The 20,908-nt window shown below is 67.0% G+C and carries 22 protein-coding genes; 2 read left to right on the top strand and 20 right to left on the bottom strand.

The features are described from left to right. Positions 1-25 precede the first annotated feature (25 nt). On the bottom strand, positions 26-835 hold the full coding sequence (gene speD / locus F468_RS0109655) for an adenosylmethionine decarboxylase (protein ID WP_012983717.1): 810 nt from the start codon (positions 833-835) through the stop codon (positions 26-28). 111 nt (positions 836-946) lie between these two features. Continuing rightward, complete coding sequence (locus F468_RS0109650; protein ID WP_018137895.1) at positions 947-1,375, bottom strand: OsmC family protein; 429 nt, start codon at positions 1,373-1,375, stop codon at positions 947-949. A 223-nt stretch (positions 1,376-1,598) separates the two neighbouring features. On the opposite strand from F468_RS0109650, the gene crp reads away from it, so the two are divergent. Next, positions 1,599-2,237, top strand: coding sequence for a cAMP-activated global transcriptional regulator CRP (gene crp / locus F468_RS0109645; protein WP_018137894.1), 639 nt, complete (start codon positions 1,599-1,601; stop codon positions 2,235-2,237). Positions 2,238-2,328: 91 nt separating this feature from the next. Here the strand turns inward: crp and trpC are convergent, their stop codons facing one another. The 13 genes from trpC to F468_RS0109580 form a co-directional block, all read right to left on the bottom strand. Further along, positions 2,329-3,135: an indole-3-glycerol phosphate synthase TrpC gene (gene trpC, locus F468_RS0109640; RefSeq protein ID WP_018137893.1), complete on the bottom strand. Its 807-nt coding sequence runs from the start codon at positions 3,133-3,135 to the stop codon at positions 2,329-2,331. Beyond that, positions 3,135-4,172: an anthranilate phosphoribosyltransferase gene (gene trpD / locus F468_RS0109635; RefSeq protein ID WP_018995044.1), complete on the bottom strand. Its 1,038-nt coding sequence runs from the start codon at positions 4,170-4,172 to the stop codon at positions 3,135-3,137. The genes trpC and trpD overlap by 1 nt, the downstream gene beginning before the upstream one ends. Before the next feature lie 336 nt (positions 4,173-4,508). Continuing rightward, positions 4,509-5,708, bottom strand: coding sequence for a multidrug effflux MFS transporter (locus tag F468_RS0109630; protein ID WP_018993233.1), 1,200 nt, complete (start codon positions 5,706-5,708; stop codon positions 4,509-4,511). A 301-nt stretch (positions 5,709-6,009) separates the two neighbouring features. Beyond that, a complete protein-coding gene (locus tag F468_RS0109625) occupies positions 6,010-6,603 on the bottom strand; it encodes an aminodeoxychorismate/anthranilate synthase component II (protein ID WP_018174921.1) in 594 nt (197 codons plus the stop codon). Between the two features lie 114 nt (positions 6,604-6,717). Then, complete coding sequence (gene trpE, locus F468_RS0109620; RefSeq protein WP_018174922.1) at positions 6,718-8,205, bottom strand: anthranilate synthase component I; 1,488 nt, start codon at positions 8,203-8,205, stop codon at positions 6,718-6,720. 91 nt (positions 8,206-8,296) lie between these two features. Then, positions 8,297-8,980, bottom strand: coding sequence for a phosphoglycolate phosphatase (locus tag F468_RS0109615; RefSeq protein ID WP_018137888.1), 684 nt, complete (start codon positions 8,978-8,980; stop codon positions 8,297-8,299). Positions 8,981-8,997: 17 nt separating this feature from the next. Next, positions 8,998-9,687 (bottom strand): ribulose-phosphate 3-epimerase, encoded by a 690-nt coding sequence (rpe, locus tag F468_RS0109610; RefSeq protein ID WP_018137887.1) that lies wholly within the window; start codon positions 9,685-9,687, stop codon positions 8,998-9,000. Positions 9,688-9,867: 180 nt separating this feature from the next. After that, entirely contained in the window at positions 9,868-10,191 is a 324-nt protein-coding gene (locus F468_RS0109605) for a c-type cytochrome (RefSeq protein ID WP_018137886.1), read from the bottom strand. A 136-nt stretch (positions 10,192-10,327) separates the two neighbouring features. After that, complete coding sequence (locus F468_RS0109600) at positions 10,328-10,993, bottom strand: energy-coupling factor ABC transporter permease (protein ID WP_018137885.1); 666 nt, start codon at positions 10,991-10,993, stop codon at positions 10,328-10,330. A 2-nt stretch (positions 10,994-10,995) separates the two neighbouring features. Beyond that, positions 10,996-11,613 (bottom strand): class I SAM-dependent methyltransferase, encoded by a 618-nt coding sequence (locus F468_RS0109595; RefSeq protein WP_018995043.1) that lies wholly within the window; start codon positions 11,611-11,613, stop codon positions 10,996-10,998. Next, positions 11,610-12,773: a 5-(carboxyamino)imidazole ribonucleotide synthase gene (locus F468_RS0109590; protein WP_018995042.1), complete on the bottom strand. Its 1,164-nt coding sequence runs from the start codon at positions 12,771-12,773 to the stop codon at positions 11,610-11,612. The genes F468_RS0109595 and F468_RS0109590 overlap by 4 nt, the downstream gene beginning before the upstream one ends. Beyond that, positions 12,770-13,285 carry a 5-(carboxyamino)imidazole ribonucleotide mutase gene (gene purE, locus F468_RS0109585; RefSeq protein ID WP_018137882.1) on the bottom strand — a complete coding sequence of 172 codons (516 nt, stop codon included), beginning with the start codon at positions 13,283-13,285 and terminating at the stop codon, positions 12,770-12,772. The genes F468_RS0109590 and purE overlap by 4 nt, the downstream gene beginning before the upstream one ends. 103 nt (positions 13,286-13,388) lie before the next feature. Further along, positions 13,389-14,300 (bottom strand): fructosamine kinase family protein, encoded by a 912-nt coding sequence (locus F468_RS0109580; protein WP_018995041.1) that lies wholly within the window; start codon positions 14,298-14,300, stop codon positions 13,389-13,391. 70 nt (positions 14,301-14,370) lie between these two features. On the opposite strand from F468_RS0109580, the gene F468_RS0109575 reads away from it, so the two are divergent. Continuing rightward, the gene (locus F468_RS0109575; protein ID WP_018137880.1) at positions 14,371-14,751 is read left to right on the top strand and encodes a group III truncated hemoglobin; all 381 of its coding nucleotides are present in this window, start codon (positions 14,371-14,373) and stop codon (positions 14,749-14,751) included. Between the two features lie 842 nt (positions 14,752-15,593). On the opposite strand, the gene F468_RS0109570 is transcribed toward F468_RS0109575, so the two are convergent. The 5 genes from F468_RS0109570 to mdh form a co-directional block, all read right to left on the bottom strand. Beyond that, positions 15,594-17,654 carry a transglycosylase SLT domain-containing protein gene (locus F468_RS0109570; protein WP_018995040.1) on the bottom strand — a complete coding sequence of 687 codons (2,061 nt, stop codon included), beginning with the start codon at positions 17,652-17,654 and terminating at the stop codon, positions 15,594-15,596. Between the two features lie 142 nt (positions 17,655-17,796). Then, positions 17,797-18,339 (bottom strand): pseudouridine synthase, encoded by a 543-nt coding sequence (locus F468_RS0109565; protein WP_038038511.1) that lies wholly within the window; start codon positions 18,337-18,339, stop codon positions 17,797-17,799. After that, complete coding sequence (locus tag F468_RS0109560; RefSeq protein ID WP_018138112.1) at positions 18,339-19,004, bottom strand: DUF1007 family protein; 666 nt, start codon at positions 19,002-19,004, stop codon at positions 18,339-18,341. The genes F468_RS0109565 and F468_RS0109560 overlap by 1 nt, the downstream gene beginning before the upstream one ends. Continuing rightward, the gene (locus F468_RS0109555; protein ID WP_018995039.1) at positions 19,001-19,948 is read right to left on the bottom strand and encodes a 5'-3' exonuclease H3TH domain-containing protein; all 948 of its coding nucleotides are present in this window, start codon (positions 19,946-19,948) and stop codon (positions 19,001-19,003) included. The genes F468_RS0109560 and F468_RS0109555 overlap by 4 nt, the downstream gene beginning before the upstream one ends. After that, the gene (gene mdh, locus F468_RS0109550; RefSeq protein WP_018138114.1) at positions 19,932-20,855 is read right to left on the bottom strand and encodes a malate dehydrogenase; all 924 of its coding nucleotides are present in this window, start codon (positions 20,853-20,855) and stop codon (positions 19,932-19,934) included. Before mdh ends, F468_RS0109555 begins: the two co-directional genes overlap by 17 nt. Between the last annotated feature and the right edge of the window lie 53 nt (positions 20,856-20,908).

Here is a 20,908-nt window from a genome sequence, read left to right as displayed (position 1 = left end):
CGGTCAAGGAACGCGGTATCGCGTATCAGGCGGGGCGGCTCATGTTCTTGCCGTAGAAGATCTCCATCATCTCGTGCTTGAGCAACTTGGCGATGCGCTTGGCCTCTTTCGCCGAGTAGTCATCCTTGCCCAGGCCGAACAGGTAGCTGTCGAGATCGAAATCCTTGAGCACCATCTTGGTGTGGAACAGGTACTCCTGGTACACGTTCACGTCCACCATCTGGTACTTCTCCTTGGTGTCGCGCGAGAGGAAGTCCTGGATGGAGTTGATCTTGTGATCGATGAAGTGCTTCTTGCCACGCACGTCGCGGGTAAAGCCGCGCACGCGGTAGTCCATGATCACGATGTCCGACTCGAAGCTGTGGATCAGGTAGTTCAGCGCGCGTAGCGGGGAGATGCGACCACAGGTGGAAACATCGATATCCGCGCGGAAGGTTGCGATCCCGCCCTCCGGGTGCGCCTCCGGATAGGTATGGACCGTGATATGACTCTTGTCGAGGTGACCGACCACCGTTTCCGGCAGCGGGCCCGGGCCTTCGGTGTAGCCGATCATCTCGGTCGCCACCGGCTCCTCGGAGATCAGCATCGTCACCGAGGCGCCCTGCGGGTCGTAGTCCTGGCGCGAGATATCCAGGATGTTGGCCCCGATCAGGTGGGCCACGTCCGTCAGGATCTGCGTCAGACGCTGGGCGTTGTAGGCCTCGTCGATGTACGCAATGTACTCGTCACGATGGCGTTCGCCGGAGGCGTAGCAGATATCGTAGATATTGAAGCTCAGGCTCTTGGTCAGGTTGTTGAACCCGTGGAGCTTGATCTGCTTCTTGTGACGGGGCATGGCGTTTCCTCTTGCCCGGTGCGCAGGGAACGGCGGATTGTAGACGTCCCGGGGCGTCAGGGAAACACGCTACGCCCTTTGGGGAAAATTCCCGCCGACTGCGCGGGTGTCTCAGCGGGGCGCGGGGCCCTCGAGGATTTCGAAGTCGTGGGTAACCCGGGCCGCCGCCCCCAGCATCAGCGAGGCCGAGCAGTACTTCTCCGCGGACAACTCCACCGCGCGCCCCACCTGCTTCTCGGACAGGCCATGGCCGTAGACCCGAAAGTGCACGTGGATGTCGGTGAACACCTTGGGCACCGTCTCGGCCCGCGTACCGTCCACTGTGACCTCGCAGTCGAGGACCTCCTGGCGTCCCTTCTTGAGCATCGCCACGACATCGAAACTGGTGCATCCACCCAGCCCCAGCAGCAGCATCTCCATCGGGCGGGCGCCCAGGTTCCGACCACCGGCATCCGGGGGGCCGTCCATCACGATCGCGTGGCCGCTGCCGGTCTCGCCGACAAACGCCACCTGTTCCAGCCACTTCACCCTGACCTGCATGCGCGTCTCCTTTTGCCCACAACTTCGGCCCGTTTGGAAGGCCCTGTGTGGCCTATACTCAACAAAAAATGCATGAACTTTGAGATGCAAGACACAAAATCAAATGCTGGTCGTTGGATTTTGTGACTCGATCCCGACACCCGGGTCCCGCTCACGGAGGGCTGAATTACACTGAAAACCGTCCTCAACAAGCGAGACGTTAAAAGCCATGGATGCCATGACTATGAATAATCCGTTCGTCTACCGCCCGGCGCAGCCGTCGCCGGCACTGGAGCGCTTCCTCGGTTACTGCCATCGCCGGCACTACCGCAAGCGCACGACGATCATTCACTCCGGCACGGTACCGGATACGTTGTACTACGTCGTCAGCGGTTCCGTTTCCGTGTTGGGCGAGAACAACGGCCACGAGCTCGTCCTGGCCTACCTGAACAAGGGCGAGTTCTTCGGCGAACTCGGCATGTTCGAGGATGACCCGCGTTCGGCGACGGTCGTCACCCGCGAGGATACCGAGACCGCCGAGATCCCCTACACCCAGTTCCGCGAGATCGCGCAGCGCGACCCGGAGATCCTGATGCTGCTGACCAGCCAGATCGCCACCCGCCTGCGCCAGACCTCGCGCAAGGTGATGGACCTGGCCTTTGTCGATGTCACCGGCCGCATTGCCCACACCCTGCTGGATCTGGCACGCCAGCCCGACGCCATGACCCACCCGGACGGCATGCAGCTGCGCATCACCCGCCAGGAGATCGCGCGCATCGTCGGCTGCTCTCGCGAGATGGCCGGGCGTGTCCTGAAGGACCTGGAGGAACGCGGGCTGATCACCGCCCACGGCAAGACCATCGTGGTGTTCGGCACCCGCTGAGCGGCACCCTGGCGAAAACCTGCCCGCAGCCAATACGGGCGGGCGCCGCGCCCGCAAGCAAGCAAACCCCGGGCGACTTGTTGCCGTGGTACTAGTCTTCGCCGCGGAACAGCCGGCCCAGCGCCTGGCCCGGATCCTCGGTCCGCATGAAGGCTTCGCCTACCAGGAAGGCATTCACCCCCGACTCCTGCATGCGCGCCACATCCTCACGGGTATGGATGCCGCTCTCGGTGACCAGTAGCGCCGAGTCCGGCACCTGGTCCTTCAGCTCCAGCGTGGTCTCCAGGCGCGTCTCGAAGGTGCGCAGGTCGCGGTTGTTGATGCCGATCAGATCCGCCCCGATCTTCTTCGCGCGCTCGAGCTCCTCGGCATCGTGCACCTCGACCAGGGCATCCATGCCCAGCTCGCGGGTCAGGAAGTACAGTTCGTGCAGCGCGGTGTCATCCAGCGCGGCGGCGATCAGCAGCACGCAGTCCGCCCCCAGCACCCGCGCCTCGTAAACCTGGTAGAGGTCGATCACGAAATCCTTGCGCAGGATCGGCAGCTGGCAGGCCACGCGCGCATCCCGCAGATCCCCGTCACGCCCCTTGAAGAAGTCCACGTCGGTCAGCACCGACAGGCAGGTGGCCCCGTGTTCCTCGTAGCTGCGGGCAAAGACCTCGGGGTTGAAGTTCGGGCTGATCTGCCCCTGGCTAGGGCTGGCTTTCTTGATCTCCGCGATCACGGCCGCGCGGCCGGCATCGATATCGCGCTGTAACGCCGCCCGGAACCCGCGCGGCTCCGGGGCCGACCCCATCCAGCCACGCAGCTCGCGCAACGGCCAGAAGGCCTCGCGTTCCTTCAGTTCCTCGCGCTTGCGCTCGAGGATCCGCTTGAGGATGTCCGGGACGTCAGTCATCAGCTTCCTGCTCCTTGATTGGTCAATCGTGCACTGGTCGCCTGCAGCCGCTCCAGGCGCTCGCGGGCGGCACCCGAATCGATCGCCTCGGCCGCACGGCCAACGCCCGCGGCCAGCGACTCGGCGCCACCCCCGGCGTAGATCGCGGCCCCAGCGTTCAGCAGGACGATATCGCGGGCCGCGCCGGCCTGCCCCTCCAGCACCCCGCGCAGCATCGCGGCCGAGGCCTCCACGCTGCCGACCCGGATCGCGTCCAGCCCGCTCCGTGCCAGCCCGAAATCCTCGGGCACGACGGTGTACTCCTCGATCGCGCCATCCTTCAGCTCGGCCACACGCGTCGGGGCACCGATGCTGATCTCGTCCAGCCCGTCCTCGGCGTGCACCACCAGCACATGCTCGCTGCCCAGTCCCTTCAGGGCCTCGGCCAGCGGCCGCACCCAGGCATCGGAGAACACGCCCAGCACCTGATTCGGCGCCCCGGCAGGGTTGGTCAGCGGGCCCAGCACATTGAACAGAGTGCGCACGCCCAGCTCCTTGCGCGGGCCGATCGCGTGTTTCATCGCGCCATGATGGGCCGGAGCAAACAGGAAGCCAACGCCGACCTCTTCGATGCAGGACCCGACCGCCTCCGGCGCCAGCCCGAGATGGATCCCCAGGTGCTCCAGCACGTCCGCGGAGCCGGACTTCGACGACACCGAGCGGTTGCCGTGCTTGGCCACCCGCACGCCACCGGCCGCCGCGACCAACGCCGAGGCGGTGGAGATATTGAAGGTGCCGGAGGCATCGCCGCCGGTGCCGCAGGTATCGACCAGCCCGGTGCGCGGGACATCCACGCGGGTCGCCAGCTCGCGCATTACACCGGCCGCCGCGCGGATCTCCTCGATGGTCTCGCCCTTCATGCGCAGGGCCACCAGCAGCCCGCCAATCTGGGCGTCGGTGGCCTCTCCGGTCATCACTAACTGCATCACGGCGGTCATGGCCGCCTCGTCCAGGTTCTGACGTTCGATCAGGGCCGCTATGGCTTGCTGCACGGTCACAGGGCTGCTCCTGTCGGGGAATGGGGAGCGCTAGTGTAACGCCCGCTCCCGCGCGGCACGAACCAAGGAAACGCTGACCCCTATGCACACTCGCGTTGGTACCCCAGGTTTTCCGAGACTAGGCGCGGTGCGCAGCCGGTAGTGGTTTTACCGGCAAGGGCCGCAACGCAGGATCCGGGAACCTGGGGTGCCAGCCTCGAAGGGGCTCGGCCGCCCGTTTTTGATCACAACGGGCGCGGGAACAGCGTTGCGGTTCCCTTGTGCAGAATGACTGCACGGCAGTCACCGCGCCTTGTTCGCACGCAAAAGCGACTCGAGCGCGAGTGTGCATAGGGGTCAGCGTTTCCCTAATCCTCCGCCGAACCAGACAAAAGCAGCAAAGAGCCAGATGACCGCCGCACCGGCGACCAGGTGCAGCAGGACGTCATCCAGCCAGTCGACCACGAAGAGCGTGAGCAGGGCTGCAAACCCAAGCTGAATAAAGGCCTGCATCGCCGAGGCCATACCGCGCGCCCCCGGATAGCAGTCCAGCGCCAGCAGGGTCAGCGAGGGCATCCCGAGGGCCAGGGCAAAGCTGTACAGCGCAAACGGCAGGGTCACCGCCGCCACCGAGGGTTCCGGGGCCAGCGCCGCCCAGCCCACCAGCGCCAGCGAAATCCCGGTGAGCAGCAAGCCGATGCGGACCGTGACCTCGGGCGCCACGCGCCCGGCACTCCAGCCGGAGGCCACGCCCCCCAGCATCAGCCCGACCACCATGGGCGCGAACAGCCACCAGAAATCGCGCTCGCCCCCGCCGAGATGGACATAGATCAGCGCGGGCGAGGCCGCGACGAACAGGAACTTGGCCCCGAACAGGGTGGTATGCACCAGCACCGGCTGCAGGAACTGCACGTTGCGCAACGTACCCGCATAGCGCCCCAGCACCAGCCGCGGCCGGCTGGACACGCGCCCGACCGGGGGCAGGGTCTCCGGCAGCCAGAGACGCGCGGCCAGCAACAGCACGACCCCGTAGAGCACCAGGAACGCGAACACCGACCGCCACCCGAACGCGGACTGCAGATAGCCGCCCAGGATGGGCGCGATCGCAGGCCCCATCGCGAACATGATCGTCACAATCGCGAATACGCGCCGCGAATCGATGGGGTCGAAACGGTCGCGCACCAGGGCACGGCTCACCACCACCCCCGCCGCCGCCGCGAAGCCCTGGCCGATCCGCAACCCGATCACTTGCCAGTACTCCACCGCCACCACCAGCAGCGCGGATGTCGCGACATAGGCCACTAGTGCCCACAGCACGACCGGACGCCGGCCAAAGGCATCCGACAGCGGCCCGGCTACCAGCGTAGCCAGGGCAAAGGCGACCAGATAGGAGGACAGCGTCGCCTGCATCGCCGCACCGTCGACGGACAGGTCCGCGGCCATCGCCGGAAACGACGGCAGGTAGGTATCCAGCGAGAACGGCGCCAGCAGCGCCAGGGGCGCGACCAGCAGCGCGAAGCGCAGCCGGGTGCGGCGTTCTAGGGAAGCACTGGTCAATGTACGCGCCCGCGCTCGAGTCGCTTTTGCGTGCGAACAAGGCGCGGTGACCGCCGTGCAGTCATTCTGCACAAGGGAACCGCAACGCCGTGCGCACACCCGTTTTTGATAACAACGGGCGGCCGAGCCCCCGCATTGAATAGCTTGTGGGGTTGGAGCCCCATGTTCCCCGATCCTGCGTTGCGCCCCGAATCAATCAAAAACGGGCCGGTAGAACCACTACCCGCTGCACGATGCTCCTGGTCTCGGAAAACATGGGGCACCAACGCGGGTGCGTACATTGACCAGTGCTTCCCTCCGCTCACGCCGGCTGGGGCAGGCGGCGCAGGAAGTTGTCGAGGAGCTCGTGCCCCTGCCGGGTCAGGATGGATTCGGGGTGGAACTGCACGCCCTCGACGTCCAGTTCACGGTGGCGCAGACCCATGATCTCGTCGCGGGTGCCATCCTCGCGCTCGGTCCAGGCGGTGACCTCCAGGCAATCGGGCAGCGAGGCCGACTCCACGACCAGGGAGTGATAGCGCGTGGCCTCCAGCGGATTCTCGAGGCCCGCAAAGACCCCCACCCCGGTGTGATGCACCGGGGAGGTCTTGCCGTGCATGATCTCGCGGGCCCGCACCACGCGCCCGCCGAACACCTGACCGATCGCCTGATGCCCGAGACAGACCCCGAGGATCGGAGTCTGCCCGGCAAAGCGGCGGATCACCTCCATGGACACACCCGCCTCGTTCGGGGTGCAGGGGCCGGGCGAGATCATGATCCCGGCAGGCGCCAGCTCGGCGACCTGGTCGGGGGTGATCTGGTCGTTGCGATGCACCTCGACCTCCGCCCCCAGCTCGCCCAGGTACTGGACCAGATTGAAGGTGAACGAGTCGTAGTTGTCGATCATCAGGATCATGCCGGGAGTCCCTCCGCCGCACCGGACCGGTACAGATCGCAGACTAGCGCGAGTGCGCCCGGCGTGTCCGACAACCGCGTTCGTGCTGCCCGTTCTGCGTCGGTCATCACGCCCTCAGCCACGGTGCTTGCGCGGCCCTAGTCCGCCCAGTGCCAGCTCGGCTGCGCGCACGACCGCGCGCCCCTTGTTCAGGGTTTCCTGCCACTCGTTCTCGGGCACCGAGTCGTGCACCACGCCGGCCCCGGCCTGGATGTGCAGCTCACCGTCATGCAGTACGGCCGTGCGGATCGCGATCGCGGTATCCATGTTGCCGGACCAGGAGAGGTAACCGACCGCACCGGAATACGGCCCGCGCTTGACCGGCTCCAGCTCGTCGATGATCTCCAGCGCGCGGATCTTCGGCGCGCCGGAGACCGTACCGGCCGGGAAGGTCGCCCGCAGCACGTCCATCGGCGAGTGCCCCGGGGCGAGCTGGCCCTCCACATTGGAGACGATATGCATCACGTGCGAGTAGCGCTCGATGGTCATGGTGTCGGTCACCTCCACCGAGCCGATCTCGCAGACCCGACCAACGTCGTTGCGCCCGAGGTCGATCAGCATCAGGTGCTCGGCGCGTTCCTTCGGATCGGCCAGCAACTCGACCTCCAGCGCGCGGTCCTCCTCCTCGGTACGCCCGCGCGGGCGGGTACCGGCGATCGGACGCACGGTCACGCGGTCATCCTCCAGCCGCACCAGGATCTCCGGCGAGGCCCCGACCACATGGTGGTCGTCCAGGTCCAGGTAGTACATGTAGGGCGACGGGTTCAGCGCCCGCAGCGCGCGGTAGAGGTTCAGCGGGGGCGCCGAGAACGGCACGCTCATGCGCTGCGCCAGCACCACCTGCATCACGTCGCCGTCCATGATGTATTCCTGCGCCCGCGCCACGGCAGCCTGGAAGCCCTCGGCCGACCAGCCCGGCACATACTCCGGCACCGCGTGCGGGTGCGGCGGGTCCTCCGGCGGTACCAGCGGCTCGCCGATCCGGCTCTCCAGCTCGTCGAGGCGTTCGGCCGCCACGGCCTGTCCGTCGGGGCGAGAGGTATCGGCATGCACCACGAGATACAGCCGCCCGGAGAGGTTGTCGTAGACCACGACCTCCTCGGAGACCATCAGCAGGATGTCCGGCAGCCCCAGCGCATCGGGCTTTTCCGGGCCCTCCAGGCGCGGCTCGATCAGGCGCACGGTCTCGAAGCCGAAGTAGCCGACCAGGCCACCGGTGAAGCGCGGCAGGCCCGGCAGCTCGGCAACCTTGAAGCGCGCCTGGTAGGCCTCGATCCAGGCCAGTGGATCGGTCTCGGTGGTCTGCTCGACCAGGTCACCGTCGGTCTCCACCGTGATGTCGTGACCGTGCACCCGCACCCGGGTCCGCGCCGGCAGGCCGATAAAAGAATAGCGGCCCCAGCGTTCCCCGCCCTGTACCGACTCGAACAGGTAGGAATACGGCCGGTTGGCCAGCTTCAGGAAGATGGACAGCGGGGTCTCGAGATCCGCCAGGACCTCGCGCACCAGCGGGATGCGGTTATAGCCCTCGCGGGCCAGGGCGTCGAACTGTTCGGGGGTCATCACAAGGGTTCCTGACAAGAGAGGGGCAGACGGCGCGGCAGATCAGTCGCCGTTTCGCCATCGCCCCGCTGTCCGGTCCATTGCGATCATGTCAGGCCGCCCGGGCTGGCAGCAGTCCCGGCAGTTCGTCCAGGCGATCCAGCACGGCGTCTGGATTTTCGTCGCGGATGTCGTCGCCGTGATTGTAGCCGTAGGTCATGCAGACGATCTGGAAGCCCGCCGCGCGCGCCGCCTTCACGTCGCTCTTCGAGTCCCCGACCATCAGCGACTCGGAGGGGTCGACACCCAGCTCGTTCGCCGCGTGCAACAGCGGCGCCGGGTCGGGCTTTTTCTGCGGCAGGGCATCACCGGCGACCACGATCTCGAAGTCATCGAGGATGCCCTTCTCGCGCAGCAGCGGCACGGTGAAGCGCTCGGCCTTGTTGGTCACGCAGCCCAGGCGGTAACCGGCGGCCTTCAGCTGGTCCAGCCCCTCGCGCACCCCCGGGTACAGCGGCGAGCGCCCGGCGGTGTTCTCCTGGTAGATGCGCATGAACACCGGCAGGGCCCGCTCGAAGGTCTCCGGGTCCGGCTCGCCGTCGAGCGCATTGAGCAGCGCCCGCTTGACCAGCCTTTCCACGCCGTTGCCGACCCAGTTGCGCACGGCCGCCTCGCCGCGCTCGGGCAGGCCGAGCTCGCGCATCATGGCATCCACGCTATAGGCGAGGTCCGGCACGCTGTCGATCAGCGTGCCGTCCAGGTCGATCAGGATCATGCGGGGGCGCTTCAGGGACATCCTGGTCTCCGGGCGAATCAGGCCTTGGCCATCTCGTCGCGCATCTGCTGGATGATGCTGTTGTAGCGGTTCGCGTCGGAGTCGCTGGACGCGCCGAAGATCGCGGAGCCGGCGACGAAGGTATCCGCACCCGCAGCCTTGATCTCGCGAATGTTGTCGGCCTTCACACCACCGTCGATCTCGAGGCGGATATCACGCCCGGATTCGTCGATCATCTTGCGCGCGGCGCGCAGCTTGTCGAGGGTGGCCGGGATGAACTTCTGGCCGCCAAAGCCCGGGTTCACCGACATCAGCAGGATCATGTCGACCTTGTCCATCACGTATTCCAGGTAGGACAGCGGGGTCGCCGGGTTGAACACCAGACCCGCCTTGCAGCCCTCGGCGTGGATCAACTGCAGGGTGCGGTCGATGTGGTCGGAGGCCTCCGGGTGGAAGGTGATGTAGCTGGCGCCGGCCTGGGCGAAGTCCGGGATGATGCGGTCCACCGGCTTGACCATCAGGTGCACGTCGATCGGCGCAGTCACGCCGTGCTTGCGCAGGGCATCGCAGACCAGCGGGCCGATGGTCAGGTTCGGCACGTAGTGGTTGTCCATCACGTCGAAGTGGACGATGTCCGCGCCGGAGGCCAGGACGTTGTCGACTTCCTCGCCCAGACGGGCAAAGTCGGCGGAGAGGATGGACGGGGCAATGAAATCGGGTTGTGCCATGGGAAGCCTCGCAGAAATCTCTGGGATAGCGGGACCGACCATCGGCCACGCTCTCGGAACCGCGGAACTTTACCGGATGCCGCCATGGCAGGCAAAAGGCGGCGCATGCGACAGGCCCTCCAACGCAAACGGGCCGGGGAAACCCCGGCCCGTCGGCTTGCCACTTCGCGGTTGTCTGAATCAGTTGAATTCGGACTCGATGAAGGCGGCCACGTTGGCGATGTCGTCATCGCTCAGCGCCTGGGCATGCGGGCGCATCAGACCGGTATGGGAACCGACCTCTTCACCGGCGCGGTAGCGCTCGAGCTTGTCGGTCACGTATTCGGCGTCACGACCGGCCAGCGCGGGGAAGATCGCCTGCCCCTTGCCCTGTGCACCATGGCAGCTCAGGCAGGTGGACTGGTACTTGGACTGGCCAGCCTGGATGTCGGCCGCCTGCGCGGCGGAGGACAGCATCAGCACACTCCCTGCGATCCCGGCCAGAACGAACAGCTTGGTTTTCATTGTTGTGGTCTCCTCGTTTGCAGCTCACCAACGGGGTTGCGCCCCATCGTGAAGTGAACGTTAGCAGGGCTTCCCTGAACGGTTCATTAACATAAAAACCGGTAGGGAAATGCGGCCACAAGAAGGTTTGAACGGATCAGCGCCCGTGCACATAGCGTTCGTCAGACCAGGTCGCCAGCCACTCCGGGCGCACCATCACCAGACCGGTGACGACCATGCCGTTGAGGACAGCCTCGGGCAGCACGAGCAGGGCCAGATAGCGCACGTAATCGCGGTAGATATCGCCCCAGGCCAGGTCGGTGAACAGCCCGTAGATCACCGCCGAGGTCAGCACCGTGGCCGCCACCGTCAGGGCCCCGCCGAGGAACGCGACCCCGTACAGGTAGATGAACATGTGGCGGGGCAGCCAGGCCTCAGTCGCCCGCAGCAGCCCCCAGGTCACAGCTACCGGAAGCACGCCCGCCAGCAGGACTGTCAGCGGAAAGGCCGCAAGCGGCAGCGCCCCCAGCAGGGCCAGTCCCGCGACCACCAGAAATACCATCAAGATCGCCAGCTGCCAGCCGAACATCAGCGTAATCGTGGCCATGCCAAGAAAGTGCAGCGCCAGGCCCTCCAAGGTCTGTGCACGCAGACCCCAGATCAGAAACAGACACAGCGTGGCGATCACAAAGAGCTGCGTGCGCCCGGGGACAAAGAAGGCCTCCCAGGGCATGCGTCGCAGCATGATCAGCAGCCCCGCCCCCAGCAGGAGGGCGGACAGCACGCGGAGCGCAACCGGGAGTTCGCCCGCCCCCTCGACCATGGTCAGTCGGGCTCGCGTTCGGCGGCCGCGACGGTGTACTCGCGGCCCTGCTTGACCTTGTCGTAGTTGCCGAACACTTCCTTGAACCCCTTCTCGATAAACCGCCGCAACCCGGTAATGGTTACGACATAGATGCGACCACCGGGGTTCATCTGCTCGTGGGCATCCAGCAGATAGGTGTAGAGCATCTCCCGGCCCACCTTGGCCGGCAGGTTCGAGGCCACGAGATCGAAACGGCGGTCACAGATCTGGGCAAAACCGTTGCTGTTTACGCACTCGACGTTGGTAATGCCGTTGAGCTCGGCGTTGCGCCGGCTGTACTCGACCGCCAGGAAATTGGTGTCCACCAGCGTCGTCATGCCCTGCGGGGCCTTGCGCGCCAGGGTCAGGCCGATCGGGCCATAGCCGCAGCCCAGGTCCAGGCAGTCATCACTCGGACGCACATCGATGCGATCCAGCAGCATGCGCGTGCCATCATCGATCCGGCGCGGCGAAAAAAGCCCCCAGGTCGTGCGAAAGCGCAGGGACTCGCCCGCCAGGGTATCGGCGAATTCGAGGTCGCGCTTGAGCTCCGCCTGACGCGCCCGGCGCGAACGGGAATCCGGGAACGCCTCGGTCACTCGGACACCCCCGCCGCCCGCGCCAGGTCCTGCCACAGCCCCTCGGCGGTGGACGCCGGGGCCATCGCATCGTCCTCGCCAGGCAGGCCCAGCACGCTCAGGTGCCCCATCTTGCGCCCCGCCCGCGCCTCGCTCTTGCCATACAGATGCAGGCGCGCACGCCCGGCCTCCAGCACGTCGGACCAGTCCGGACTTCCGTCCGCGGGCCACAGCCCCCCCAGCAGATTGACCATCGCCACCGGGGTGGTCAGGCGCGCCGGGGCGAGCCCCAGACCGCAGATCGCGCGCACCTGCTGCTCGAACTGGGAGACGGTGCAGGCGTCCAGCGTGTAATGACCGGTGTTGTGCGGGCGCGGGGCGATCTCGTTGACCAGCAGGTCTCCACTCATCGTCAGAAAGAACTCGACCGCCAGCACCCCGCAATAGTCCAGGCGGTCGGCGATCAACTGCGCGATCGCCACCGCGCGCCCGGACAGTTCCTCGTCGACACGCGCCGGCACCCGGCTCAGGTGCAGGATGCCGCCTCGATGCATATTTTCGGATACCGGGAAGGCCTCGCTGCGACCGTCCGCCGTGCGCGCCACCACGACCGACAGTTCGCGCTCCAGCTGCACCCGCTCCTCGAGCACGCAGTCCACGCCACCGAGCTCCGCGTGCGCGGCCGCGAGATCGCCCATGTGCTCCATCGGGCGCTGCCCCTTGCCGTCGTACCCCAGGCGGGCCGTCTTCAGGATCGCCGGGAAGGATGGCGCGCCGGTGGTGTCCTCGCCACCATCGCCACCGGCCGTGACCGGGCGCCAAGGCGCGACCGCCACCCCGATCTCGGCGAGAAAGCGCTTCTCCTCCAGCCGGTCCTGGGCCACGCCCAGCGCGCAAAGGCCGGGCCGCAGACAGGCATTGGCCTCCAGCCACTCCAGTGCCGGGCGCGGGATATTCTCGAATTCGCAGGTAATCACCGCGCACTGGTCGGCCAGTGCCGATAGCGTCTCCGCATCCTCGTAGGGCTGGCAAAGGTGTCGCGTGGCGACCTGTCCGGCGGGGCTGTGCGGGTCGGGATCCAGCACCCACACGGCATAACCCATCTCGCGCGCGGCCCGCACAAAGTAGCGGCCGAGCTGCCCGCCGCCGAGCAGCCCCAGTGTGGCGGGAGGCAGGATCATGATGCGGCCGGCGGCAGGATCTGGTTCAGCACCGTATCGCGCTGCGCACGCCGGAAAGCGTCCAGACGTTCGCACAGGGCGGGGTCGGAGTTGGCGAGCATCGCGGTGGCAAACAAGGCGGCATTGGCCGCACCGGCCTCGCCAATGGCGAAGGTCGCGACCGGGATCCCCTTCGGCATCTGCACGATCGACAGTAGCGAGTCCTGCCCCTTCAGATGGCGCGAAGCCACCGGTACGCCAAGTACCGGCACCGAGGTCTTGGCGGCCAGCATCCCGGGCAGGTGCGCAGCCCCCCCGGCCCCGGCAATGATCGCGGCCAGGCCTCGTTCGCGGGCCTGCTCGGCATATTCGAACAGGAGATCCGGGGTACGGTGGGCGGAGACCACACGCGCCTCGTAGGGCACGCCCAGTTCCTCCAGCACATCTACCGCGCGTTCCATCGTCGCCCAGTCGGAGGTACTGCCCATCACCACGCCCACGCGCGCAGCGGTTGTGTCGTTGTTGGCCGTCATGGACGGAACCTTAGCCGCCCCGCCTCGGGGCGACAAGCCCGCAACGGGGCCGAATCCTTACGGCGCCGGGCGGACACCGCTCGATCGACCTCTCGCGCGCTGCTCATCTCAGTTCCGCCAGCAGCTGACGGATCATGCGCTCGGCCTGGGAACCATAGCCCCCGCCAAACAGGTGGTCGTGGTTCAGGATGTGGTAGAGGTTGTAGAGCGTCTTGCGCACCGGGTAGCCGGCATCGACCGGACGGATCTCCTCGTAGGCGTTGAAGAAGTCCTGCCCGGGATGACCGAACAGCTCCATCATGGCCAGGTCCGCCTCCGGATCCCCGTAGTAAACGGCCGGATCGAACAGCACGGCCGTACCATCGGACTGGAAGCCCCAGTTGCCGCTCCACAGGTCCCCGTGCAACAGCGACGGCTCGGGGCGGTAGTCGCTGAAGAACCCGCCCAGACTCGCTTCCAGAGACTCCAGCGCCTGGATCAGCGAATGCGCGGCCCCGCGCTCGCGCGCCAGGCCGCGCTGAAAACCCAGGCGCTCGTCGCGATAGAACGACACCCAGTCATCGTGCTGGCGGTTCGACTGCGACGTCGAGCCAATGTAATTGTCGTGATCCAGCCCGAAGCGCGCCGCCATCTTCATGTGCATGTCGGCCACCCCGTGCCCCAGCGCGACCCCGTCGCGCCGGCCACCCAGGTCCAGCTCCTCCAGCACGATGAAGCAGGCACCCCCCGCCTTGCCCGTACCGATCACCGCGGGGATCTTCACCCGCTCGCAGCGGGCCAGCTCCTCCAGTCCGCGCGCCTCGGCGGCAAACATCGCCTCGGCCATCGCGCCCCGGTTGAGCTTCACGAAAAACCTCCGGCCATCGGTCCCGGTCACGCGCTGGGCCTGGTTGATCGAGCCCCCGGAACAGGCCTGGCTTCCTGTCGGCTCGAACGCGCTTGCGGTATGGTCCGTGATGCACTGGGCCACCGCCGCCGTGATGGCGTCAGGGCCCGCAGAATCCAATTGGTTCATCCTCGGTATCCAGCTTGCTGATCAACATGCAGGTTAACGGTTGCCGCGGGATTCGTCAGGAGACTCACCCATGGCCTTTCGCAAACTCGAGCCACTGTGCGACAAGATCGGCGCCGACCGCATCCGCGCGGTCATCGACGACTTCTATCGCCGCCTGTCCAGCGACCCGGAGATCGGGCACCACTTCGAACGCATTCAGGACTTCGAGTCCCATGTCCGGCGCATCTCGGATTTCTGGTACATGAACCTGGGCGGACGTCTGGAACAGCCGCCCACGATCGACATGGTCGGCAAGCATGCGCCGATGAACCTGACCGAGGCCGATCTGGCGATCTGGATGCGGCACTTCAAGGCGACCACCGAGGAGCATCTGGAGGCGCCACTAGCGGCCGAGTGGCAGCAGCTGGCCGAGGGCATCGCCAGCCGAATGCGCGAGGACATCATTCGCTAGCGTCGCCCTACCCTCCTGCCCTGTTGAGGCTGGCCCTGGTTCGGCATCCGGTGTTTACGGTGCCTTCGGCCGGCCGCCTGCCATGCGCTCACTCGCGAGCGCGCCCCGAGTTACTTCTTTGCTCGTGCAAAGAAGCAACCAAGGAACACGCCCGGGATTCGCCCAGGAACCTTGCTCCGGACGCGCCAGGCCGGCGGCGCTGAAACTCGCTGCGCTCAGACAGTCAGCGCCTTTTCCCGGCCTGTCACGCCCTCCACAAGGGGCTCATATCGGGAGGGTAGGTCAAAACCAGTCGTGTTCCAGCGCTTCTGGCTATCCCTTACGCCGTAGGGTGCGTTGAGCGCAGCGAAACGCACCATCCCAGCGTCGGCGCAACCCTGATGCGATTCGCTGCGCTCATCCGCATCCTACATGGGGGTTGGCGCCCGCTCGCGGGCGCGGCACGCCAGGGCCACAGGCCGCGCGTGCCTAGATGTGGGAACACCTAGCCTTCAACCATTGCCACGAACGTCTGGATCGCCGTTGTCTTGACCTTCTCCCCCCGTATGAAGCCCCTTGCGGAAGGGTCCTCGGGACGGACGATTCAAAATAGAAACGGGGGCGCTGACTGTCTGAGCGAAGCCAAAGGCGCAGCGAGTTTCAGCGCCGCCGGCCCGAGGGCCCTGGAGCAAGGTCCCCGGGCGGAATCCGGGTGCCCTTCTTTGGGTACTTTCTTGGGCAAGCAAGAAAGTACCTCGCGGCGCGCTCGCGAGTGAGCGCACGGCAGGCGGCCGGACGAAGGCACCGTAAACACCAGAGGCCCAAACAGGCCCAGCCTCAGCGCGTGAAGCAGCCCCGGCCCGTCAGCAGGCGTTTTCGGTGTAGCCCGGCGCGTCGCAGAAGGCGCGACCGAGCGCGAGGTCCTCGCGCATGTTGCGCAGCGCCTGGAGGTGATCCTCGCGGCTCGCCGCGAGTTTGGACTCCGGCGCCACCGGGAACAGCAGCTGCGACAGCGACGGCGGGTCCTGCCCCAGACGCACCGCATAGACGATCTGGTAGGCATACACCCGGCGCACGTAATCGCGCGTCTCCGAGAACGGGATCAGCTCGGCCCAGATATCGGCGTCCATCTCGCCATCGTCCGGCAGCCAGGAGCGCACGCGATGCGCCCCGGCGTTGTAGGCCGCCGTGGACAGCAGGCTGTGCCCGCCAAAGCGGTCCAGGTTGCGCCGCAGGTAGTAGGTGCCCAGCGTCGCATTGGTCGCCGGGTCGAGGATGTCCCAATCGGAGTTGACCCGGACCCCGGCACTGGAGGCAATCGAGCGCCCGGTCGCCGGCATGATTTGCATCACCCCCAACGCACCGGCCCCGGAGCGCACGTCATGCAGAAAGGCGCTCTCCTGGCGGGCAATCGCCATCGCCCAGGCCGGGTCGATGCCCTGCTTCTCCGCGCCCGGGACGATCACGGAATCGAAGGCCAGCGGGAAGCGCAGCTCGATATCGTCCCAATTGCGGGCCCGCGCAATGGTGAAGATCGCGCGGTCGTACCAGTTCCAGTCGGCGAACTCGGCGGCCGCGGCCTCGAGCTCGGGCGGCTCCATGTTGGCCACGGTACGGGTCCACTCGCGGCGTGCCTCGGCGTAGCGGTCCAGCGCCACCAGCTCGCGCATGCGCTGCATGGACGGGCGGTCCATGATCGATTCGCGCGCACCATTGGCCAGCTGCAGAGGCTGGTGCCCGATGCGGTAGGGCTGGCCCAGACGATCGGCGGCCAGGAACCCGTGGAAGTTGCGCTCCCGCGCCGCCCGTTCGTAGAAGAAACGTGCCTCGTCGGCATCGTCCAGTTGCTCCAGCGCCCGTGCATACCAGTACTGCCAGGCGGTCTCGTCGCGGGCATCGCGGCTCATGGAGCGGATCGCGCTTTTGACCGTCTCCCAGTCGCCATCATGGAGCGCGGCACGTACCTGCCACTGGCGCAGCTGGTCGTCGAAGACCTCCGCGTCCAGCCCCTCCATGAACTCCAGCGTCTCGGAGCGGAAACGCAGGGCAAGGCGCAGCGCGAGCGCATGCTCAATCTCGCGGGCGGTCTCGGCCGGGAAGCCCAGACGCTCGCCGCGCTCCTCCCAGCCCTTCAGTGCCGCATCCAGGTCCTGCGGAATCCAGCGCTTGAACGCCTGTTCCAGCATCGCCTCGGCAGAACGATGATCGTCCGCGCGGACGTCGACCTCGACCACCCGTGCCGGACGCGACTCGAGCTCCAGCCAGCGCTCCGCCCAGTCGCGATCGGCGCTGGCCAGGTAGCGGCGCAGGTAGCGCGCGAGCCCGGTCTGGCGCGCCTGCATCGCCAGGGCGAAACGCTCCCAGGCCAGCTCATCGGTCAGCCCGCCGGCATCGCGCCAGGCCTTGAGCGCCGGATCACAGGCACTGGGACGGGACTGGCCGTGCAGCCAGATGGAGTCCATATCCTCGATCGCCGCGGAGGTGTTGCCGGTCTCGATCAGTGCCTTGCGCCGCTGGCAGTCCTGCGTGACGGAGAGATCGCGCCCGTCGTCGGCGAAGTCGAGATACCGCGACCAGGCCTCTTCGCGGGCCAGATAGGAAAGGTAGTTGCTGCGCAACTGGCCGGCCAGCGGGGTGTCGTCGTGCTCTTCGATAAAGGCGCGCACGGCATCGGGGTCCGCACGCCCCAGGTCGCGAGCCAGCTCGCGATGATCCAGATAGGGCGTCAGCGGATAGCCCTCGAGCGTGCTGCGGGCATTGCGATAGGCCGTCATGTCGCCACGACTCAGGGCGCGTTCGGCATGCAGGAACAGGCTGCGTTCGAAGACCATCCCGGTCGGGCCCGGGTTAGCCGCCGGAGCCCCGGCGGCGAAGGCCATGACCAGACCGGTCAGACCCGTGGTGAATATCCTGGGCAGGCGCATTGGATTGCGTTCTCGCTTGGCTGATCCGTTCATATTCCGCACGACCTGTGGCGGGCGCAATGGTCTTGTGGTGATTTCGCACCGGCCGGGCCGCATTCCGCGACAATCCCGCGATGCCCCGGCGCGGCGCTTGTGACCGGTTTCACTCGCGTTCGATCACCGAAAACGCCCCGCGTTCCAGGCCATCCAGGGTCCAGGAGGCCACCCGGTAGCGCACCAGTCGCAGGGTCGGATGCCCCACCGCGGCAGTCATGCGCCGCACCTGGCGGTTGCGGCCCTCGTGCAGCGTCAGCGCGAGCCAGGTCGTCGGGACGGACTTGCGAAAGCGTACGGGCGGGTCGCGCTCCGGCAGATCGGGCGGCGCCATGCGCTCGACCTTCGCCGGCTGCGTGCGCCCATCCTTCAGGTCCACCCCGGTGCGCAGGGCCTCCAGGGCGGCGTCATCGGGCTCTCCCTCCACCTGTACCCAGTAGGTCTTGCTGGTCTTGTGGCGCGGCTGGGTCAGCCGCGCATTCAGGCGCCCGTCGTCGGTCAGCACCATCAGCCCCTCGCTGTCGCGGTCCAGGCGCCCGGCCGGGTAGACCCCGGGGATGTCGATGTAATCCGCCAGCGTGGGGCGCCCTTCCGGGTCGGTGAACTGCGGCAGCACGCCCCAGGGCTTGTGGAACAAAACGATTCGGTGCATCAATCGCAGCGCACGGTCACGCGCTCGGCGAAATGGCGCCCCAGGTCATAGTCCACCGTGGCCCCGTAATCGAGCATCATGGCCTTGGCGACGAGTTGGGGATCCGGGCGGGGGCGCTCCAGCTCTGCACTGCAGCCCGCAGCCGCGAGCCCGTCGGCCTCGACGATGCGCGTACCGGCCGGCTCCTCGTGCAGGAGCTCGATGAAATAGGTCGGGTCGTAGACCTTGTACGCCAGGGTCTCGGAACCCACATCGACTGGCTCGTCCAGCGCCAGGCGGAAACGGAAGAACAGCAGCCCGTCTTCCATGCGCATGGACGGATCGGGCTCGGCAGCGACGTCCACCGCGCGCCCGCCGGCCTCGACATGGCTGTACCACTCGTATTCCTCGAGGTTGCCGAGGATCTCGCGGGCGAGCGCCTGCAGCTTCTCCTCTTCGGTCGCGCCCTCCTGATGCGCCAGGGCATCCTCGTAGAGGTACTGCCCGTAGGTCGGGTCGAAGCGCCAGCGATGCAGCATATGGGTGATGCGCCCCTCGCCATCGCGCTCCAGCGTGATCTCCAGATCAATCCAGGCATGCGGATGCGCCTGTACCGGCGCACTGACCAGCAGCAACCACACCAGGCCCGCGGCAAGGATGGCGTAGAGAAGAGAACGTGGCCTCATGCAATCTCCGGGGTCGTGGACCGCCAGGCACCGGCGGCCGCCAGCAGGCGACCATGATAATCGCGCGCGACCCCGAGTTCCGCGAGCCAGCGCGCGGCATCGGGTTTCGGCCCGGTGGGTTGCAGGGCGTCGAGCCCCGGCAGGTCGGGGATGCGGTCCGCCAGCCCGGTCAGGCGGCGCGACAGGCGCAGCCGGTCCGACTGCTCGGCAATGCGCGCGGCCACGACATCAGCGCGGCGGATATTGCAACGCGCCACGGCCTGCGGTTCGGCCAGCACTGTGTCCAGATCGCCCAGGCGGCGCAGGATCCGCGCCGCGGTCCTGGGGCCCACGCCCTCGATACCCGGGACGTTGTCACTGGCATCGCCCGCCAGGGCGAGCATGTCCGCAACCTGTTCCGGACGGATGCGAAAGCGCTTCTCGATCGCACGGCGATCCAGCGCGGTCCCGCGCTCCGGATCATGCATCCGGTCCTGGTCACCGAGGATGACCTGGGTCAGGTCCTTGTCCGCGCTCTTGACCTCGATGCGACAGCCCGCGGCCCGGCCGACACGCGCCAGGCTGGCGATCAGGTCGTCGGCCTCGTACTCGGGATGGGCCAGGGTCCGGAAGCCGAGTTGACCAAGCAGCTCCCGGATACGCGCGAACTGCTCGCGCAGCTCCGGTGGCGCCGGCGGGCGGTGGGCCTTGTAGGTGGGGTCGAGCCGGTGGCGAAAGCCCCGGCGCAGGCTCTCGTCGAAACAAAAGGCGATCGGACCGGGGGCGCAGGCAGGCAGCCACTGGCAGAGCGAATGCACCAGCCCGTGCACGGCCCCGCCCGGCCGCCCGAGCGGATCCAGGTCCAGCCCGCGCGCGAACCAGGCACGAAAGACAAAGATGCTGGAGTCGACCAGCGTCAGGGTCGGGCACGGCAGCCCCGGGCGCGACTCAGTGCAGGCGCTCAAGGTCCTTGCGCACCCCGGCGATGGACTGGTCGAAGGCCGCGCGTTCATCCGCGTCCAGTTCCAGCTCGATCACCCGTTCCATGCCGCCCTGGCCAAGGATGCAGGGCACGCCCATGGCCACATCGCGTTCCCCGTACTCACCCTCCAGCAGGGCCACGGTCGGCAGCACGCGCCGGCGATCCACGGCGATCGCCTCGACCATCTCGGCGATGGCCGCTGCGGGCGCGCCATAGGCGCTGGAGGTCTGTTTCAGGGCAAGGATCTCGGCACCCCCGTGGCGGGTACGCTCGACGATGTTGTCGAGCGTCGCCTGGTCCATGAAGTGGTGCAGCGGCACGCCGTTGACACTGGAATAGCGCAACAGCGGCACCATCGCATCGCCATGACCACCCAGGACCAGGGCCTGGATGTCGTGGGTGGACAGCCCCGTCTCCAGGGCGATGAAGGCCTCCATGCGCGAGGTATCCAGCACCCCGGCCTGCCCGAAGATCCGGTCGCGACTCCAGCCGGTCTTCTGCCAGGCGCGGTAGGTCAGCACGTCCACCGGGTTGGACACGACCAGGATGCGGCTCTGCGGCGCATGGACGAGGATGTCCTGCAGGATCTGGTCGAGGATCTCGACGTTCTTGTCCAGGACATCGGAGCGCGACATGCCCGGCTTGCGCGGCAGCCCGGCCGTGACGATCACCAGTTCCGCGCCAGCGATCACCGAGGGTTCGTGACTACCGACCAGGCGCGTATCGAAGCGCAGCAGGGGCGCGGTCTCCTGGATGTCCAGCGCCGCCCCGGCCGCCGCACCCTCGCGCACGTCCAGCAACGCGATCTCGCGGGCGACATCGCGCCGAGCCAGGAACTGGGCGGTGGATTCGCCGACGCGTCCGGCTCCGATAATGGCGATTTTCTGCATGCTTCACTCGTATGACGGAGGTGGAGTTTGGAGAAGCGCTGATCAATCAGCGT

Source organism: Thioalkalivibrio sp. ALJ2 (assembly GCF_000378325.1).
In the GTDB taxonomy this organism is placed as follows: Bacteria; Pseudomonadota; Gammaproteobacteria; order Ectothiorhodospirales; family Ectothiorhodospiraceae; genus Thioalkalivibrio.
This window is presented reverse-complemented; position numbering and strand designations above follow the sequence as displayed.

What these genes read in the sequence shown, in the direction of transcription:
- speD (WP_012983717.1), bottom strand. Translation starts at nt 835, where the DNA reads ATGCCCCGTCACAAGAAGCAGATCAAGCTCCACGGGTTCAACAACCTG.
- F468_RS0109650 (WP_018137895.1), bottom strand. Translation starts at nt 1,375, where the DNA reads ATGCAGGTCAGGGTGAAGTGGCTGGAACAGGTGGCGTTTGTCGGCGAG.
- crp (WP_018137894.1), top strand. Translation starts at nt 1,599, where the DNA reads ATGAATAATCCGTTCGTCTACCGCCCGGCGCAGCCGTCGCCGGCACTG.
- trpC (WP_018137893.1), bottom strand. Translation starts at nt 3,135, where the DNA reads ATGACTGACGTCCCGGACATCCTCAAGCGGATCCTCGAGCGCAAGCGC.
- F468_RS0109625 (WP_018174921.1), bottom strand. Translation starts at nt 6,603, where the DNA reads ATGATCCTGATGATCGACAACTACGACTCGTTCACCTTCAATCTGGTC.
- trpE (WP_018174922.1), bottom strand. Translation starts at nt 8,205, where the DNA reads ATGACCCCCGAACAGTTCGACGCCCTGGCCCGCGAGGGCTATAACCGC.
- F468_RS0109615 (WP_018137888.1), bottom strand. Translation starts at nt 8,980, where the DNA reads ATGTCCCTGAAGCGCCCCCGCATGATCCTGATCGACCTGGACGGCACG.
- rpe (WP_018137887.1), bottom strand. Translation starts at nt 9,687, where the DNA reads ATGGCACAACCCGATTTCATTGCCCCGTCCATCCTCTCCGCCGACTTT.
- F468_RS0109605 (WP_018137886.1), bottom strand. Translation starts at nt 10,191, where the DNA reads ATGAAAACCAAGCTGTTCGTTCTGGCCGGGATCGCAGGGAGTGTGCTG.
- F468_RS0109600 (WP_018137885.1), bottom strand. Translation starts at nt 10,993, where the DNA reads ATGGTCGAGGGGGCGGGCGAACTCCCGGTTGCGCTCCGCGTGCTGTCC.
- F468_RS0109590 (WP_018995042.1), bottom strand. Translation starts at nt 12,773, where the DNA reads ATGATCCTGCCTCCCGCCACACTGGGGCTGCTCGGCGGCGGGCAGCTC.
- purE (WP_018137882.1), bottom strand. Translation starts at nt 13,285, where the DNA reads ATGACGGCCAACAACGACACAACCGCTGCGCGCGTGGGCGTGGTGATG.
- F468_RS0109580 (WP_018995041.1), bottom strand. Translation starts at nt 14,300, where the DNA reads ATGAACCAATTGGATTCTGCGGGCCCTGACGCCATCACGGCGGCGGTG.
- F468_RS0109575 (WP_018137880.1), top strand. Translation starts at nt 14,371, where the DNA reads ATGGCCTTTCGCAAACTCGAGCCACTGTGCGACAAGATCGGCGCCGAC.
- F468_RS0109570 (WP_018995040.1), bottom strand. Translation starts at nt 17,654, where the DNA reads ATGCGCCTGCCCAGGATATTCACCACGGGTCTGACCGGTCTGGTCATG.
- F468_RS0109565 (WP_038038511.1), bottom strand. Translation starts at nt 18,339, where the DNA reads ATGCACCGAATCGTTTTGTTCCACAAGCCCTGGGGCGTGCTGCCGCAG.
- F468_RS0109560 (WP_018138112.1), bottom strand. Translation starts at nt 19,004, where the DNA reads ATGAGGCCACGTTCTCTTCTCTACGCCATCCTTGCCGCGGGCCTGGTG.
- mdh (WP_018138114.1), bottom strand. Translation starts at nt 20,855, where the DNA reads ATGCAGAAAATCGCCATTATCGGAGCCGGACGCGTCGGCGAATCCACC.